The sequence below is a fragment of the Desulfovibrio sp. genome (assembly GCF_019422935.1).
In the GTDB taxonomy this organism is placed as follows: domain Bacteria; phylum Desulfobacterota; class Desulfovibrionia; order Desulfovibrionales; family Desulfovibrionaceae; genus Desulfovibrio.
Genome location: NZ_JAHZCJ010000001.1, coordinates 677,444 through 695,188 on the forward strand (window position 1 = coordinate 677,444; position 17,745 = coordinate 695,188).

Here is a 17,745-nt window from a genome sequence, read left to right on the forward strand (position 1 = left end):
ATAGTTGTTGTCGTGTGGAGGGTAAGAAGCCGAGCGCTTCATGTCAATGAAGCCGACCCGCAACTTACTGGTACAGCTGAATATCTTTCCACACTTCATAGACAGCGCCGTGGGGATTCGATTCCACGGTGTTTGTCTGGTCAAAAATATAGGTGAGCCGCCGCCCTGCTTCGTATTGCGGCCACAGGGGTGCAACGCCGGGGCCGTTGGGATTGCCCGTTTTTACAAAGTTCAGCCACGCTCCGTGCATGGACTGCGTAAGCTCCTTGCGGCGTGATGCGGGCGTGAGCAGCCAGAAGGGATGATCATTGGTGGCAAGCGCGGTGGAAATCTCCGTCGAATGCGCAGCGCCCAGCAAGAGCAGCTCCGGCAGCAGGGGGGCGTAGTCAAAGCGGTACACATAGGTGCTGTTAAAGGCGCTCTGGGCATCGGCGCTTTTGACCATATCCACCACAAATGCCCGGTCGCCCGCGAGGGTGGTCAGCTTTTTCATGCCCTTTTCGCTGGCGTACAGCTCCGATACTGCGGGGATACTGGCAGCCGCGCCGTTATCGCGCAGCATCTTTTCCACCTGTTGCCAGTCCTTGGGCAGCAGGCCCAGCAGGGCAAACAGCGTGCCTTCGTTGCGGTTTGTGCCAAGAATGACCTTAACGTCGCGGGCATTGCCCTGGGCCAAGGCTTCCCACGGGTGCAGGGGGAGCAGGTCGTCCTTGACCGGGCCGGGCATGAAGATGCCGGGATGGCGGCGCGGGCCTTCCTTGAGTGTGAACGTAGCGGCCGCAAGCATGTCCTGCGCGGGCATATCCAGCAGTTTGGCCATGTCTGTACGCGGATTAATGCCCAGCTTTTCAAAAAAGATGGTGTTGTTCATCTCGACCATGCGGCGGGATTCGGTATTTCCTGTGACGCCGCTCTCGGCGATGGCCTTCTGGAACAGCCCCTTTGCGATGGGCGATGCCAGCATGTTGTACACGCCCGTGCCGCCTGCGGATTCGCCCGCAATGGTCACGTTGTTCGGGTCGCCGCCAAATGCGGCTATGTTGTCACGCACCCAGCGCAGGGCGGCAATCTGATCTGAAACGCCGCAGTTGGATTCAAACCGCTTGTCGTACATGGAAAAATCATAAAAGCCCAAGGGGCCGACGCGGTAGTTGAAATTGACAAATACCACGCCGTCTCTGGCAAAGGACGCGCCGTCGTACATGGGGTCGCTGCCTTCGCCCATGTGGTACGCGCCTCCGTATATCCATACGAATACTGGCAGCTTGGCGTCTTTGGCGGCGGTCAGCGGCGCCCACACGTTGAGGTATAGGCAATCCTCGCTGGCGGGAACCCGCGAACGCTCAAGCCCGAACATGTTCATGTACTGGATGGGCTTGTTGCCAAATGCCACGCACTTTTTGACGCCCTGCCAGGGGATGGGCGGCTGGTTGCGCCGAAAGCGCAGTTCGCCCACAGGCGGCGCGGCGTAAGGAATGCCAAGCCATGTTTTGACGCCTGCCGCCGCAAAACCCTGCACCTCGCCGTACTGTGTTGCTGCAAGGGTGTCGGCGGACGTTTCATGACGGGATACGTGACGGGCACAGGCGCACAAGAGCAACACCACCAGGATGAGGATGCGGTTTTTCATGAATTTTCCTGAAAAGGGGCAATGGACGCTTCACAGGGCACGGGCCTGTGCAGGAGCTTGCCTCGCACAGGCGGCTGCAACAGGCCGCCTGTTGCCGAACGTTTTGCAAATGTGGCGTGTTGCGGACAAAAACGCAAGAAGCGTTTGCCATTGGATGTTTGAGCAAACTTGCATTCCGCGTGGTCGTTCCGCCCGAAAAACAAAGATTCCCGGTCTGCGCCGTGCAAGCGCAAACCGGGAATCTGAATGGCGGGGTAGAGCAGCCTAGCCCTGCTTCATCTCCTGAATAAGAGCGGCGAGCTTTTTGGCCTGCTCGGTGAGGTCGGCAACGGCAGTGGAAGCCTGTTTCATAGCTTCAGCCGTGAGCTGTGAAACCTCGTTGACCTCAACAATGCTGCGGTTGATTTCTTCGCTCGCTGCAGACTGTTCTTCACTGGCGGCGGCAATGGCGTTCACCTGATCAGCCGTGGCGGTCACAACCTCCACAATGCCTTGCAGGGCTTCGCCAGATTGCCCGGCCAGATTCGTGGCCACGCCGATGGAGCCAACCGCGTTTTCAACGCCCTGCATGCTCTTGGCGGTGCTGTCCTGAATGGCCTGAATGGCCTTGGCCACATCGCTTGTGGAAACCATGGTCTTTTCCGCCAGTTTGCGGACTTCGTCCGCCACAACAGCAAAGCCCCTGCCGGCATCCCCAGCACGGGCGGCTTCGATGGCAGCGTTCAGCGCCAGCAGGTTGGTCTGGTCAGCGATGTCGGAAATGACGCCCATAATCTGGTTAATGGCCTGCGCGTGCTCGTTCAGGCGGGTCATGTCTTCCTTGAGCGAAAGCGAGTGGGTCTGCACCTCGGTGATGCTTTCCACGGCGTTTTGCACGATCTTAGCGCCAGCAAGAGCCTTGTCGCGGGTTTCGAGCGATGCCCCCGATGCCAGACCTGCGTTTCTGGCAACGTCCTGAACCGTTGCGTTCATTTCATTCATGGCAGTGGCTGCGCCAGAAAGCATCTTGGAAGATTCTTCCGCACCTTCATCAGAGCGTTTGATCTGGTGCGAGAGATCAGATGAAGCGGAGGAGAGCGCCTCGGCAATGGATTCAAGCTGATGGGCGGCTGCGAGCATGCCTTCCCTGCGGGCAGATTCCGCGCGCAGCTTGGCTTCTTCTGCAGCGGTCTGCGCCACCTTGGCGTGGTTCAGAGCTTCGGCGGCCTGACGGGTTTTGTCTGCTGCTTCTTCAATGCGGCCGTGCAGATTTTCGATCATCATGCCCAGCGAACTGTTGAGCCGCCGGATTTCGAGCGGACAGGATGCCTTGAGGGTGGGCAGGGCGGCTTCCTGACCTTGGGCGACCTTTTCCGCTTCGCCGGTGATTTGCCGCAGGGGCAGACAGATAATGCGGGTAATCAGCCATGCAAAGCCAAGAATGACAGTAAGGATGCCGCCGCAAATGAGCAGTTCAAGGTTGTCATAGTGGTCATTTCGCTCGGAAACCAGGTTGGCGACACGGGTGCGCTCGGCCTCGACGCTGTCGATATACACGCCTGTGCCGATGATGACGTCAGTGCCTGGTATCATGCGTGTGTATGCCAGTTTGGGCTGTATGCCAGCCCCCGGCTTGTCAAAGCGGTAAGCCACGAACGCTCCGCCCTTTTTGGCGGCTTCAATCAACTCGCGTATAAAATAGACTCCGTCGCTATCCTTGAGATCAATAACATTTTTGCCGTTCTGCGACTTGTTGGTGGGCACATTTATTCGGGTGCCGTCTGTTTTGTAGGTAAACAGATAGCCCTCGTCGTTGGGAAAGAAGCGCTGATAATCTGTGTATTTTTCAATCAGCGCGTACTGCTCCTTGGGGTCAGAAACTCCCTTGAGCCTGTCGGCAAGATCTTGCGCGGCAACATCCACAACACTTTTCAGGCCGTATTCATATTTTGACTGCAATGCAGCCGAAAGCTGGGGAATGGTTACTTCCGTAAAAACAAGTGTGGACATGTGTGTGCTGGTGAAAAAGAGGGTCGCCATGCCTACGACAAACCCACAGCAAAGGGTAACAAGCCACATTCTTACATTCATCTTTTACCTCGCAGGGGGGAATAACCACATTTTATGAAATGCGTTATCAAATTCTTTTTAAAAGGGCTTAAATTATGCCAATCTGAGTCTGATTCTAAGAAAAATATCGGACAATGCCAACATTATGTTATGGCAATATGTCAAATTTGCAAAAAAAATTGTACATCCAGAGATATTTGCAGAACTTTACGAGATTTTTCACATACAAACACCAGTTTTTGTGCATGGTATCAAAACTTAAACACTGTAACTTTTTTTTGATGCAGGACATCAATTTATTCTTGCCCATCGAAAAGGTTTGTAGCAAACTCAATTTCCCCCCTGCGCCAGAGGCCGAACGCAACCGCCAGTGTGGATCCGCCGGTTGGAGCGCAGAGGCTGTCTTTTGACAGTCCCATGCTTCAACTCGTGGTGCGTTTTGGTCATGTCTTCAGACTACACCAAAAGGTCAGTCAACTTTGCACCCTACGAGAGGGTTCATTCGTGTCCCTGTAGCCCAGTTTTGCGGGCTGGTCTTCAAGTGACGCATTTTCCCGAGGTTAACAGCTATGTGCAGAATTGGTTCCATCAAGAGCAAGACGCCTGTACCCCCCTCAATGGCGCTCAATCTAATGCTGCCGCAGCAGGAAGGGCATGACAACTCCGGTTTTGCTATGGTTATGCAAGACCTGGAGGGCGTGTTCAGCCACTACAAAGACAAACCCCTGCTTTCATTGGCCTGCACCCCCGAGGGCGTGCAGCTGGTCAACGATTACATGGAAGAAAAGGGTTTTGTGCAGGTTGCCCAGTGGGTACCTGAAGTGGACAAACGCCCCGGCCTCAAGATTGAGGCCATGCCCCGTTACGTCTTCCGCAACTATGACTATCCGGAGGAATACCGCTCCCGTAGTCAGGAAGATCGTGAAAACCTGCTGCTGGACACGCGCCTTGAGCTGCGGGGTTTGTTGGCCGAGAAAAAGAATGGCTTTGTCTATTCGTTCTGGCCCGATGTGCTGACCCTTAAAGAAATCGGTGATCCTGCCGACATAGCTGTATATTTTCGACTATGGAAAGACGATGGCCGCCTGACTGCGCGCAACATCGTGACCCAGTGCCGCCAGAATACCAACTACGCCATCGTGCGCTACGCTGCGCATCCCTTCTTTTTGCAGGGCTACACCGTGTGCGCCAACGGCGAAAACACGTTTTTCACCAAGAACAAAGAGTTCCAGAAGTCGCTGCACAGAGGTTATGTGGGTTTTGAATCCGACTCGCAGAATTTTCTGTACACCTTGCACTATGTCTTGCATGAGCTGCGTTGGCCCATCAAGTATTACAAGCACGTTATCACGCCCCTGCCTTTTGTGGAGGCGGAACAGCGCGCTGACCGCAAGGTGCTGAATCTTATTCGCGAATCCCTCGCGCATCTGGAGATCAACGGCCCCAACACCATCATCGGCCTTCTGCCTGACGGCAAGATGATTACCTGCTGCGACTCCAAAAAGCTGCGGCCTGTTGTTGTGGGCGTAAACTCGGATATGGTGGCCATCGCCTCCGAGGTCTGCGGTCTGAACGCCATCATGCCAGACCGCGACATCTCCAACGACATCTATCCCAATGAACGGGAAATGGTGGTTATTGACAACGATCTGGCGGTGCAGCGATGGAATCAGTAAGAACTCAGGACGTAAGTGTTAACGACCTGCGCTGGAAGATAGAATACCGCCCCGATTTGTGCACCATGTGCGGCTCGTGCGTGGCGGCGTGTACTTTCAACGCCATAGAAGTGGGCATGATGCGCCGCAGCATCACGCTTTCGCGCAAGGCCTTTCCCGACCCGACGCAGGAGCATTCCGCGCGCCCGGTCATTTTGCAAAAGGCCAGCATCCCCAACGCCTGCGTGGGTTGCGGCATGTGCGAAAAAATCTGCCCCAACGCGGCCATCAAACCCGTGCGCAACCAGGATAATCGGTTCCCCGTGCTTGCGCGCCACCACGGCCCTGTCAAGCGTGGCGGGCGCACCAACCTGAACCCGCCGCGCACGCTTGATTCCATCTTTGTGGGCCGCATCAGTCAGATGACCGACCCCGCACTGGATTCCGAGCGTCATACCTTTGATATCCGCTCCCCCCTTGGACGCGTCATGCTTGCCAAGGAACTGCCCCTGCGCGTTGACGGCGACAGCCTTGTGCTGACCGAGCGCACCCCCCCGGTGCACTGGATTTACCCCGCCATCTTCAGCGACATGAGCATCGGCGCGCTCTCCACCCGCGCGTGGGAAGCCATTGCCCTTGCCGCAGCCTATCTTAATGAACAATGCGGCATGCCCGTGCGCATGTGCTCGGGCGAGGGCGGCATGCCCATCAAGCTGCTGGAATCCGACCAGCTCAAATACATGATCTTGCAGATCGCCTCCGGCCACTTTGGCTGGAACCGCATCATCAAGGCCATGCCCCGCATGAAGACCGACCCGGCGGGCGTGCTCATCAAGATTGGTCAGGGTGCAAAACCCGGCGACGGCGGCCTCTTGCCCGCAGCCAAGGTGGCTCCGCACATTCAGGCCATCCGTGGCGTACCCAAGGCGACCCTGCATTCGCCGCCGAACCATCAGGGCCTGTATTCCATTGAAGAATCCGTGCAGAAAATGCACCTTTCGCTCAATGCGGCCTTTGGCTTCCGCGTACCGGTGGCCATCAAGTGCGCGGCATCGGCCACGTCCGTTTCCGTTTACAACAACCTACTGCGCGATCCCTACAAGATCTGCGGCGGGTTCTTCATCGACGGCATTCAGGGCGGCACGGGCGCTGCCAACGAGGTTTCGCTGGAGCATACCGGGCATCCCATTGTTTCCAAGCTGCGCGACTGCTACATGGCTGCCGTTGCCCAGGGTCTTCAGGGGCAGATTCCCCTGTGGGCTGGCGGCGGCATAGGCCTGACCGGCAACGCTGCTGCGGATGCCTTCAAGATGATCTGCCTTGGCGCCAACGGCGTTATCATCGGCAAGATCCTCATTCAGTTGCTGGGTTGCGTCGGCAATGAGCATGGCCGCTGCAATGCCTGTAATACCGGCAAATGTCCCACGGGCATATGCACCCAGGATCCGCGTCTGGTCAAAAGGCTGGATGTGGACAGGGGCGCGCAGAACATTGTGGACTACATGCTGGCCTTTGACTCCGAACTGCGCAAGCTGCTGGCCCCTGTGGGCAACAGTTCGCTGCCGGTTGGGCGTTCCGACGCCCTGGTTACCACGGACAAGGCTGTGGCCGACAAGCTGGATATCCAGTACGCCTGTTAGACTTTGGCGAGGAGCAGAACATGCTGCGCGTTAGCACGGTAGACGAACACAAGCGCATGTCCACCCAGGATTTGCTGCTGGCCATTGAGGCGGCGGTAGAGAAGGGTGAGACTGACTTTTATATTGAGGCCTCGGGCCAGCACGACATCGGCGGCCCCCTGTGGAACAAGGAAGGAAAAAAGCTGACCTTCAAGGTCAGCAACCCCGGTCAGCGGGTAGGCTCCATGTGCCTGCCCAACACCGAGATTCTGGTTGAAGGCTCCGCCTCGGCGGACGTAGGCTGGTTGAACGCGGGCGGGCGCATAGTGGTGCGCGGCGACGCGGGCGACACTGCGGCCCACTGCGCGGCAGCCGGTACTGTTTACATTGGTGGCCGCGCGGGTACCCGCTCTGGCTCACTCATGAAGCACGACCCCCTTTATGAAGCCCCGGAACTCTGGGTGCTCAAGAGCGTGGGCAGCTTCTCTTTTGAATTCATGGGCGGCGGCAAGGCCGTTGTGTGCGGCCATGACAGTCAGGATATTGCCTCGGTCATGGGCGAACGCTCCTGCGTCGGCATGGTTGGCGGTGCTGTCTACTTTCGTGGGCCTGTTGGACAGCTGCCCAAGGATGTGCGCCTCAACCCCCTGGACAATGAAGACATCGCCTGGCTTGACGCTGGTCTTGACGACTTTCTGATGGCCATTGACCAGCCCAGCCTGCGCAGCGAACTGTGCGACTGGAGCCAGTGGCAGAAGATCACGCCGCTGCCGTTTGAGGAGCGTGGCCAGAAGGAAGTTGTGAGCCTTGGGCAGTTCCGCAGTAAGGAATGGATACCCAGCGGTATTTTCAGCGATGTTGCCCCCGATGACTTTATGGTCAACGGGCTGGTGGCGCGTGGCGATTACCGCCTGCGTGTGCCCATGTGGCAGAACGCCGAGTATGCCGCCCCTTGCGAATTCAACTGCCCGGCGTCCATCCCCACCCAGCGCAGACTTAATCTTCTGCGCGAAGGCAATGTGGAAGAAGCCTACCGCATGGTGCTGGATTACACGCCGTTCCCCGGTTCCGTCTGCGGCAGCGTGTGCCCCAACCCCTGCATGCAGAGCTGCACGCGCACTGATCTGGACAGCCCCGTGCAGATCGGCAAGCTCGGTTCCTGTTCTGCGGATATCACGGTCGATAAGCCCAAAACACGCACCGGCAAGCACATTGGCGTGATCGGCGGCGGTGTTGGCGGCCTCACGGCTGCCTGGCAGCTTGCCCGCCTGGGACACGACGTCACCGTGTACGAAGCCGATTCCGTCATGGGCGGCAAGCTTGAACAGGTGATTCCCCGTGCCCGTCTGAACCATGACCTGCTGCGCAAGGAACTCAAGCGCATTGAGGACATGGGCGTGACCTTTGTGAACAATTGCCCTGTTGACGCCAAAAAGTTCGAGGAACTGCGCAAGAAGCACTCTGCCCTGGTGGTCGCCACCGGCGGGCACGTGCCGCGCATCTTCCCCTGGCCCGGTCACGAAAAGATCGTGGCTGGCATTGACTTTTTGAAAGCCATCAACAAGGGCGAAAAGCCCGCCGTGCCCGACAGCGTGATTGTTATCGGTTGCGGCAATGCGGGTATGGACGCCGCTGTGGGTGCCTATGCCATGGGCGCCAAGCAGGTGACCTGCATCGACGTGCAGAAGCCCGCCGCCTTTGCCCATGAAATTGAGCATGTTGAAGGGCTGGGCGGTAAGCTTGTGTGGCCTGTGCAGACCAAGGAAGTCACCGATAACGGCATCATCACCCAGGAAGGGACGCTCATTCCCGGCAAGATGGTCATTATCACCATCGGCGAATCGCCCGACCTCTCCTTCCTGCCGGAAGGTTTGGAAAAGTTCCGTGAATGGATCGTGCCCAAGCCCGACCTCAGCATCATGGACGGCGTTTTTGCAGTGGGCGACGTTATCAAGCCCGGCCTGTTGGTGCATGCCATCGGCACGGGCCGCGATGCCGCCTTTGCCGCAGATGCCTTTGTGCGCGGCGAAACCTACACGCCGGAAAAGAAAAAGCTCGTGCCTTCCACGCGTCTGCACACGGCCTATTTTGCCAAGTGCCATGACCGTGATCTGCCCACGCCGCAGGATGAATTCTCCCGCTGCGTGAGCTGCGGCACCTGCCGCGACTGCAAGATGTGCCTTAAATCCTGCCCGGAAAAGGCCATTGACCGCAAGGAAACCGCTGGCGGCGGATTTGAATACGTTTCTGATCCTGCCCGCTGTATCGGTTGCGGCATCTGCGCAGGCATCTGCCCTTGCGGCATCTGGACCATGTATCCCAACTGGGACATGAGCTAGGCCTCTGGCGGGCTTTTTGCTTGCCCTGAATGAACGCAAAGCCCCCTTTCTCCCGCTACACGGGTAAGAAAGGGGGCTTTTTGCACCATTAGCGCCGGGCATCCCACACTTTTGTTTAAATCAAAATTATTGCATACTGACCACTGGCAAAGTTTATCTGTATTCAGACCGCACTGCATTTCGCCTTGTTTTGCGCGCAATAGCAGTATGCGGTTTCACTGCCAGCATTTTCAGGAGAATTTCAATGGACGTTTTTGAAGCGCTGTTTACCCGCCGCAGTATACGTAAATTCACGGCTGAGCCTGTGAGCGATGAAGACTTGCAGCTCGTACTCAAGGCCGGCATGTGCGCGCCCAGCGCACACAACAAGCAACCCTGGCACTTTGTGGTTGTGCGCGACAAAGCTTTGCTTGCCTCCATTGCCGAGCGGCACCCCTATGCCAAAATGGCCGCCGAAGCGCCTGTGGTGATTGTGGTCTGCGCCAATCCAGATGAAGCCAAAGCTCCAGGCTACTGGCAGCAGGACTGCACTGCAGCGCTGGAGAACATGCTGATTGCCGCGCGTGGCCTGAACCTTGGCACGGTGTGGTGCGGTATGCACCCCTTTGAAGACCGCGTTGAACCTATCCGCGAACTGCTCAATGTTCCGGCCCAGATCAACATGCTCGGTCTTGTGGTTATGGGGCATCCTGCGCAGCCCTTTGCCGAGGCAGACAGATTCAACGAAAGCAAGGTTCACCTGAACGGCTGGTAAACAGCTTACTCGCAACATCGAGGCCTGTACCCATGGATTCGCAACCTTTGCGCTCTAGCGGGGGCGGTGCGCCGCACATTATTGTGAATGACGCGCAACCGGATGATATGGCGGCAGTGCAGGGCATTTATGCCTGGCATGTGCTGCACGGGCTGGCAACGTTTGAAGAACAGCCGCCCAGCGTGGAAGAAATGGAGCGCCGCCGTCAGGCAGTGCTCGTACTTGGTTTGCCCTATCTGGTGGCCCGGCAGGACAATACCGTTGTGGGCTATTGTTACGCTGGTCTGTACGGTACGCGGTCAGCTTTCAGATTTTGTCTGGAAGATTCCATCTATGTTGCGCAACAGGCCATGGGGCAAGGGCTTGGGCATGCGCTGCTGCAAACGCTCATTGAGCGGTGCGAGCGCGGCCCCTGGCGGCAGATGGTGGCTGTTATCGGCCACAGCGGCAACGCTGGTTCCATTGCCCTGCATGCGGCGCATGGCTTCAGGCACGCGGGTGTGCTCCAGTCCGCAGGCTACAAACTCGGCCAGTGGGTGGATGTTGTGCTGATGCAGCGGGCATTGGGGCTGGGCGACACCACCAAGGTATCATAACTGCAAAACAGCCGCATCGAGATATAGCGTAAATACAAAAAAGCCTGTGCGGTACGGAATGTGTCCTTCTCAGGAATATTTCGCAACGCAGCAGGCTTTTTGTTATTCTTGCGGGCAGGCATGCTCAGGGCAGGCTGCCAACCGTAGTGTTACACGCCCAAGGCGATCATGGCGTCAGCCACCTTGCGGAAGCCCGCAATGTTCGCGCCCATCACAAGGTTGCCCTTCTGACCGAATTCTGCGGCAGTGGCGGCGGCACGCTGGTGAATGTCGTACATGATGTGTTTGAGCTGGTTGTCCACCGCTTCAAACGTCCAGCGCTGCATGCTGGCATTCTGCGCCATTTCAAGCTGGCTCACAGACACACCGCCCGCGTTGGCTGCTTTGGCTGGGCCGTAGGCAATACCGGAAGCAATAAAGGCATGCACTGCGTCAAGCGTTGAGGGCATGTTTGCACCTTCCGCCACGCAACCGCAGCCGTTGGCCAGCAGGGTTTCCGCGTCCGCGAGGTTCAGTTCGTTCTGCGTCGCGCAGGGAAAAGCCGCAAAGCAGGGCACGTTCCACACTGCATTGCGCCCGGCGGGATAGGACGCCACAGGCGTGTATTTGGCGGAAGAAACCAGCTCCGCATAGCGGGTGAGGGGGCCGCGCTCAATTTCTTTCACCTGCTTGAGCACGTCCAGCCTGATGCCCTCAGGGTCATAGATCATGCCGCGCGAGTCGGAAACGGTCACGGGTTTTGCGCCCACCTGAATAAGCTTCTGGCAGCAGTGGATAGCCACGTTGCCTGCGCCGGAAACAGTGCAGACCTTGCCTTCAAGACTCTGGCCGCGCGCGTCAAGCATGGCTTGGGCAAAATACACAGCGCCGTAGCCTGTGGCTTCAGGCCGCGCCAGCGAGCCGCCAAAGAGCAGGTTTTTGCCGGTGAGTACGCCTTCGTAGCGCCGGGTCAGGCGCTTGTACTGCCCAAAAAGAAAGCTGATTTCCTGACTGCCCACGCCAATATCGCCAGCAGGCACGTCAACAGTTGCACCAATATGCGTCCAGAGTTCCGTCATGAATGCCTGACAGAAGCGCATGATTTCCGTCTTGGATTTACCCTTGGGGTTGAAATCCGAGCCGCCCTTGGCACCGCCGATGGCAAGGCCCGAGAGCGAGTTCTTGAAAATCTGCTCAAAGCCAAGAAATTTCAGCACGCCCTGATTCACGCTGGGGTGAAAGCGCAGACCGCCCTTGAACGGGCCCAGAGCCGAGTTATACTGAACCCGATACCCCCGGTTAACCTGAACCTGCCCTGTGTCGTCCATCCATTGCACGCGGAAGGAGACGCAACGTTCCGGCTCCACAATCCGCTCAAGGATTTTCATTTTTGCGTATTCAGTCTGCTTGTCCAGGATGGGTTGCAGACTTTGCAACACCTCTTGCACAGCCTGCAAAAAAACAGGTTCATGGGGATATGTTTCTTTAAGGTTATTTAACACTCGTTCAACATAAGGCATGTTGCTCTCCTGATAGGGGGGGTAAGGATTGCACGAAAAAACTTCCGCATAACATTGATTCAAGCAGGTTTTTTTTAGACAAGATGATGCAGTTTGACAAGAATTTAAAAAAATACCTAATCCGATATGAGGAATGTGACGCTTGCAACAAAAAGCCCCGGTCGGCTTATGGGGCTGACCGGGGCTGAACGGTTGGGAAAGCGAAAATTTCTGGATCAGCCAGCAAAAGGTTCTTGTGGCGCTTCCAGAGCGGAGTGCAACGCTTCGTCCAGTGTCGGGTGCGCAAACATGAAGGCATCGAGCGCAGAACCGTGGTATTGCCCTATGAGCAGCAGCTGCGCCGCTGTTACAAGGTGCGAAATTCCGTGCCCCAGAGCCGCAATGCCCACAATGCAGTCGTTCTGCCACACAATCTTGATAAAGCCCGACGCATCGCCCCCAGCCTGGGCAATGGCGTTGCCCATGAGTTGCGCCTTGGAAACGGCCACCGGGCCGCTCTGGGTCAGGGCCTGCCTGGCGGTAATGCCCACACGCATGATTTCTAAGCTGCCGTATACGCAGGAAGGCACAGGCCCGGAAGCGTAAGGGCCGCTTTGCGCTCCAATAATGCGCCGCGCCACATACGCGCCCTGATGCTCCGCAGCATGCGCCAGAAGGGTTTGCCCGTTGATGTCGCCAATGGCGTAAACATTGGGGGCAGCCATAAGATGCTCGTCAACAGTGATGAAACCGCGTGCTTTAATCGTGCATCCGGCTTTTTCCGCTCCAAGATCATCAGTGTTGGGCGTTCTGCCCACAGCCACAAGGGCCTTGGCGGCGGTCAGTTCCCTGCCGTCCTCAAGCACGAGCACAGCCGCGCCCTCACGCGTTGTCAGCGATGCCGCCTTAACGCCTGTGATGCAGCTTATGCCAGTTTTGCCAAGGAGCTTTGCTATTTCTTGCCCAAGATCAGCATCTTCCGTTGGGGCAAGGTGGGGTGCGGCTTCCACAATGGTAACCTTGCTGCCCATTGCGTTGAAAAAGTCGGCCATTTCAAGGCCGATAGCCCCCGCGCCCACAACAATCAGGCTTTCCGGCACAGCAGGCACGCGCAGCATGTCCGTGCTGTCCAGAACAGCATCATGGTCGGGCGTCATGCCGGGGAATGCGGCGGAACGGGAACCGCCAGCAAGGATGATATGCTCTGCCCGCAGATTCTGCACGCTCCCGTCTGCGGCTGTCACCATGACCTCAGAGGGGCTGGCGCAAGCGGCGCGGCCTTCAATGAGCGTTACGCCAAGCTGCTCCAGCCCCTTGCTCAGGGTCTGAGATGAGGCTTTGACAAAACGCTGAATGCGTTTTTGCAGAGCATCGTAATCCACCTCAATGCTGCCTTTGGCTACACGTTGGCGTTCAAGGCCGCGCAACAATCCCTTGGGAGCGGTTGCGCCCAGCAGCAGCTTGGTGGGAATGCAGCCGCAGTTAAGGCATACGCCGCCCATATGGGTGCTTTCAACCAGCGCAACGGATTTTCCACCACGGGCAAGTATGCCTGCGGCCTTGGCTCCGCCAGGGCCGCCGCCGATAATAACAACATCAAACGTATTCATGCGTTCTCCAGATATTGGCAGTTGGGCATGTGTCACACGCACGATTAATCACGGCGTTGCTGCCATGGCCCCACTGAAGGCTGCTGTTGTAGGGAAAGCTGGCTCCGCGCTAGGCGCAGTAGAACTCGGCTTGTGGCTGAGCAGTGTACGGTGTCTTGAGCACATTGTCACCATGCGCGGGCTGGCGGCGGGGATAGACTGCATATTCAGTGGATTCGGGTTGCGCTGCGCCTTTGTCGAAACATCCAAAAAATATTTTTATAATCACGCATTTAGTAAAAATCGGGATAATTCAATTATATGAAATAACAGCATATTAATATTTATCAATGTAACGGTGCGAGTGGTTGGCTATTTAACTGCAAAGCTTGTAGTCTTGATCCATACAAAGCGGAGGTTGTCCTCCCCCCGATTATTCCAGTCACTCCGCAAACTGAAGGAGAATCATATGGAAACCAGCGCAAGAAACGTTTTTTCTGGTAAAGTTGTTGCCGTTAACTCTGGTGCTGTCAATGATGAAGTTGAATTGGCAGTTGAAGGCGGTATCAATATTGTTGCTTCCATTACCAAGGTGAGCACCAAGAATCTTGGCCTCAAGCCCGGCGCCAGCGCAATGGCCCTCATCAAGGCCAGCTTTGTGTTGCTGATGAATGATGCAGAAAACTATCTGCTCTCTACCCGCAACCAGTTTGCCGGTACTGTGAGCAAGGTTACCCCCGGCGCGGTCAATGCCGAGGTTATTGTTGAACTGCCCGGCGGCGCTTCCATCGCCTCCATTGTGACCATGGGCAGCATCAAGAACCTTGGCCTGGAACCTGGCAAAAAGGTTACCGCCATTGTTAAGGCCTCGCAGGTTATTCTTGCTGTAGCCAAATAGATCGATTCATCGAGTTTAGGTTTGGGCCATCCTCACTGGTCTTGACCTGTAGCGGCTCTGCTGTTTGCAATAAACGGCAGAGCCGAATTTTTTGCCCTGGCTTATGTATATAATGCGTATATAACGTGTTGAAAGGTAATTATTTTTGAACGCCTGCCGCGTCTGACCAAAAAAAATATGACCTGACCATATAGCCTGCGGCCTCACCTTCTGATATTTGAGGCGGCGCGGATGGCTTGCGCCGTGCCACGGCAAAGGGCAGGCCCCTGTAATACTCGTACTACTGGAATTTTATGAACAAAAAACTCGTGCGCGATTCATTTGTGGTTGGGGCGGCCTTGTTCGCCATGCTTTTTGGTGCGGGGAATGTGGTTTTTCCCCCCTACATTGGGCTGACAGCGGGATCGCAGTGGTTCACGGGCTTTTTGTGCTATTACGCAGCAGATGTGGGGCTTGCCCTGCTGACCATTTACGCCATGCTGGCTTCTTCTTGCATTGACAGAAAGGAAGGGCTTTTTTACAGACTTGGCGGCACCCCGGCCATGCTCATGATGCTGGCAATCATCATGTGTATTGGGCCGTTGCTGGCCATTCCCCGCACCGGGGCCACTGCCTTTGCCATTTCGTTTGCACCGCTTGGTTATTCGTCCAAGGGGTTCAGCCTTGCCAAAGTTCTCTATTCTGCCGCTTTTTTTGGCATTTCTACATTACTGGCATATCGCGAATCAAATATGGTGGACGCCATCGCCCGCTACCTTTCGCCCATCAAGATCGGCGGGTTTATCCTGATTGTATGCGCTGCCGTAGCCTGGCCACTGGGAGAGATCGACGCCAACGTGCATGACGCCAAGGTTGCGTGGAACAGCATCCTCGCCGGGTATCAGACGCTAGATGTCATGGCCGCGTTGGTTTACGGTTTTATTATCGTGAATACGCTCAAGGGCAAGGGCTATACCTCCGGCAGTCAGAAAGCGCTTTCCGTTGGCTTGTCGAGCCTTGTGGCAGGGATGCTGCTGTTCATAATCTACGGCGGGCTGTGCTACCTTGGTGCGACAGGCTCCGGGCTGTTTCCGGCAGATACGGAAAAAGGCGCGCTGGTATCCGGCCTTGTAAGCGGGCTTTTTGGCCGTGCCAGCAATTGGCTGCTGGCAGTCGTGATAAGTGTTTCCTGTATGGCAACGGCTGTGGGGCTGATCGGCACCACGGGCACCTTTATTTCGCAGTTCAGCAAGGGGCGCTTCAGCTACAGGGCTGTGGCCATCACCACTGGTTTGTTCAGCATGGTGGCCTCAAACGTGGGTCTGGACAGCATCATTTCCCTTGCGGCCCCGGTTCTGATTTTTCTGTACCCAGGTACTCTCGCTGTTATCGTGCTTTCACTGTTTGACAAGTTCATCAAGAACGACAACATTTTTCGATTTGCCACCATTGGCGCGCTGTTGGCCAGCGGCCTGAGCGTGCTTGAAGATTTTGGGCTGCCCATCAAGCTGACGGCCATGCTGCCATTTGAATCTGTTGGGCTTGGCTGGATATTGCCCGCCACGATTTTTGGCATTGCAGGATTTTTTGTGCGTCAGGGCCGGGGCAGGGCGTAATATCAGGCAGCTATTGCAGGCTGGCGCATTGCGCCGTGCATATTTTTTGCGGAAACAAGATCAGCGTTGATTAGTCATGATCGGCAGAATGCGGCGGAGCAGGCGTTTCATGCACGGCAGCGTCAATTTTGCCAAAGCATCTGTCGTCAATCATGATGTGCTGGGCTGTCAGCTCATAAATCATAAAGTGCAGCAAGGCAGCTAGGTCTGCATCGTCGCGTTGGAAGAGGGCCAGCAGAATGTTGGCCCTGTCCAGCAGGCGTTTGTGAGCCTGCATGTGTAAGGGCGCCTCCGCGTATTCGATCTGGTTCAGGATGTGCTCCTCAAACTGAAAATGCTCCACCGTGTCCGTCAGCAGGCTTTCAACAGCAGCGCCGATTGTTTTTTTATCAACGCCGGAGCTATCCAGTTGCAGTAGGTTGTTGACTGTTGCAAACAGATTGCGGTGCTGCTGGTCAATCTCTTGATGTCCACATTCGTAGGATTCGCTCCACTGAAGACGCAGAGCGCTTGACGGGCTGCAAATAAAATTGCTGACACTGCCGTCCAGATCCTCCACCTTGACCTGATTGCGTCCGGCAAGTTTAGCTCTATAGAGGGCCATATCTGCCCGTTGCATCCATTCTTCCATAGTGTCAGTTGCCCGGCAGGCCGCCACGCCAATGCTGACAGTAACCACTGCGCCGAAAGAGAACTTGAATGTTTCCAAACGGTCACGGATGTGCTCTGCCAGCGTTACAGCATCAAAAAAAGTGGATGAGGGCAAGACCACAACAAATTCTTCACCGCCCCAGCGTCCGGGCACGTCCGTTGCGCGTATATCTGTGCGCAGCAATCTTCCAAACGCCCGCAGCACTTCATCACCAGCAAGGTGCCCGAACTGATCATTGATGCGCTTGAAATTGTCCAGATCCAGCATCAACAACGTAACTGGATGCCCATAGCGGTGCATGCGCGCCATTTCCTGCTGCAATATCTCTTCAATACGTATGCGGTTCCAGCAGCCGGTCAATCTGTCCAGCAGGGCAGCCTTGCGCAAGGCCGCATCCGAGCGTTCTTTTGCCATGAGGGCAAAGCCGGTTGAAACCATAATCAAAGCAATGAACGTGACAAGATAGAGTGTTACCTGAACCGGAGTGGTCTGAAAAATGCTCATTATCTGATTGGGAGCAACAATGGCTACACAGAATTTCCACGCAAGTGTGATAATTGACAGCCCAATGCCAAAGAGCATCAGGTTGCGCCCACGCACAGAAAAATCAAATTTATAACTTAACAGCGCCTTTTGCACCAGGAATCCCTGAATAGCCAACATGGCATTGACCAACAGCACGCGAAATATGACCGAGTCATAGAAAATGAGCACACCAACAGTAATAATAAGGGGTGGCCCCCAGAACAGAAATCTGTATTTCGGATGTACCCCAAGAAAAATATGAACAGCATAGTAAAAAACTGCATATGAAATGGAAAAAAATGCATTTGCACATACAATAGACAAAAAACCAGGGATAGTTTCGCGCAGTGCAAAGAGAATATAACT

12 protein-coding genes are annotated in these 17,745 nt (G+C 55.9%); 7 read left to right on the top strand and 5 right to left on the bottom strand.

The window, feature by feature from the left end; all coding sequences use genetic code 11:
- Positions 1 to 64 precede the first annotated feature (64 nt).
- Together QZ383_RS02930 and QZ383_RS02935 are read right to left on the bottom strand one after the other, a co-directional pair.
- On the bottom strand, positions 65 to 1,630 hold the full coding sequence (locus tag QZ383_RS02930; RefSeq protein WP_291442865.1) for a carboxylesterase/lipase family protein: 1,566 nt from the start codon (positions 1,628 to 1,630) through the stop codon (positions 65 to 67).
- 264 nt (positions 1,631 to 1,894) lie between these two features.
- Positions 1,895 to 3,619, bottom strand: coding sequence for a methyl-accepting chemotaxis protein (locus QZ383_RS02935; protein ID WP_291442868.1), 1,725 nt, complete (start codon positions 3,617 to 3,619; stop codon positions 1,895 to 1,897).
- A gap of 734 nt (positions 3,620 to 4,353) precedes the next feature.
- Here QZ383_RS02935 and QZ383_RS02940 point away from each other — a divergent pair.
- The 5 genes from QZ383_RS02940 to QZ383_RS02960 all read left to right on the top strand — a co-directional run bounded on the left by QZ383_RS02940 (position 4,354) and on the right by QZ383_RS02960 (position 10,642).
- Positions 4,354 to 5,355 carry a glutamate synthase gene (locus QZ383_RS02940; protein ID WP_291442870.1) on the top strand — a complete coding sequence of 334 codons (1,002 nt, stop codon included), beginning with the start codon at positions 4,354 to 4,356 and terminating at the stop codon, positions 5,353 to 5,355.
- On the top strand, positions 5,343 to 6,974 hold the full coding sequence (locus QZ383_RS02945) for a glutamate synthase-related protein (protein WP_291442872.1): 1,632 nt from the start codon (positions 5,343 to 5,345) through the stop codon (positions 6,972 to 6,974). Before QZ383_RS02940 ends, QZ383_RS02945 begins: the two co-directional genes overlap by 13 nt.
- Positions 6,975 to 6,994: 20 nt before the next feature.
- Positions 6,995 to 9,292, top strand: coding sequence for an FAD-dependent oxidoreductase (locus tag QZ383_RS02950; RefSeq protein WP_291442874.1), 2,298 nt, complete (start codon positions 6,995 to 6,997; stop codon positions 9,290 to 9,292).
- Positions 9,293 to 9,536: 244 nt separating this feature from the next.
- Entirely contained in the window at positions 9,537 to 10,046 is a 510-nt protein-coding gene (locus QZ383_RS02955) for a nitroreductase family protein (protein ID WP_291442876.1), read from the top strand.
- Positions 10,047 to 10,078: 32 nt separating this feature from the next.
- Positions 10,079 to 10,642, top strand: coding sequence for a GNAT family N-acetyltransferase (locus QZ383_RS02960; RefSeq protein ID WP_291442877.1), 564 nt, complete (start codon positions 10,079 to 10,081; stop codon positions 10,640 to 10,642).
- Between the two features lie 149 nt (positions 10,643 to 10,791).
- Here the strand turns inward: QZ383_RS02960 and gdhA are convergent, their stop codons facing one another.
- A complete protein-coding gene (gene gdhA, locus QZ383_RS02965; RefSeq protein ID WP_291442878.1) occupies positions 10,792 to 12,141 on the bottom strand; it encodes an NADP-specific glutamate dehydrogenase in 1,350 nt (449 codons plus the stop codon).
- A 215-nt stretch (positions 12,142 to 12,356) separates the two neighbouring features.
- Positions 12,357 to 13,730, bottom strand: a complete 1,374-nt coding sequence (locus tag QZ383_RS02970; RefSeq protein WP_291442880.1) for an NAD(P)/FAD-dependent oxidoreductase — start codon at positions 13,728 to 13,730, stop codon at positions 12,357 to 12,359.
- 448 nt (positions 13,731 to 14,178) lie between these two features.
- On the opposite strand from QZ383_RS02970, the gene QZ383_RS02975 reads away from it, so the two are divergent.
- Together QZ383_RS02975 and brnQ are read left to right on the top strand one after the other, a co-directional pair.
- Complete coding sequence (locus QZ383_RS02975) at positions 14,179 to 14,607, top strand: TOBE domain-containing protein (protein WP_215646587.1); 429 nt, start codon at positions 14,179 to 14,181, stop codon at positions 14,605 to 14,607.
- A 293-nt stretch (positions 14,608 to 14,900) separates the two neighbouring features.
- Positions 14,901 to 16,202, top strand: coding sequence for a branched-chain amino acid transport system II carrier protein (brnQ, locus tag QZ383_RS02980; RefSeq protein ID WP_291442883.1), 1,302 nt, complete (start codon positions 14,901 to 14,903; stop codon positions 16,200 to 16,202).
- A gap of 70 nt (positions 16,203 to 16,272) precedes the next feature.
- On the opposite strand, the gene QZ383_RS02985 is transcribed toward brnQ, so the two are convergent.
- Positions 16,273 to 17,436 (bottom strand): diguanylate cyclase, encoded by a 1,164-nt coding sequence (locus tag QZ383_RS02985; protein WP_291442885.1) that lies wholly within the window; start codon positions 17,434 to 17,436, stop codon positions 16,273 to 16,275.
- Positions 17,437 to 17,745 lie beyond the last annotated feature (309 nt).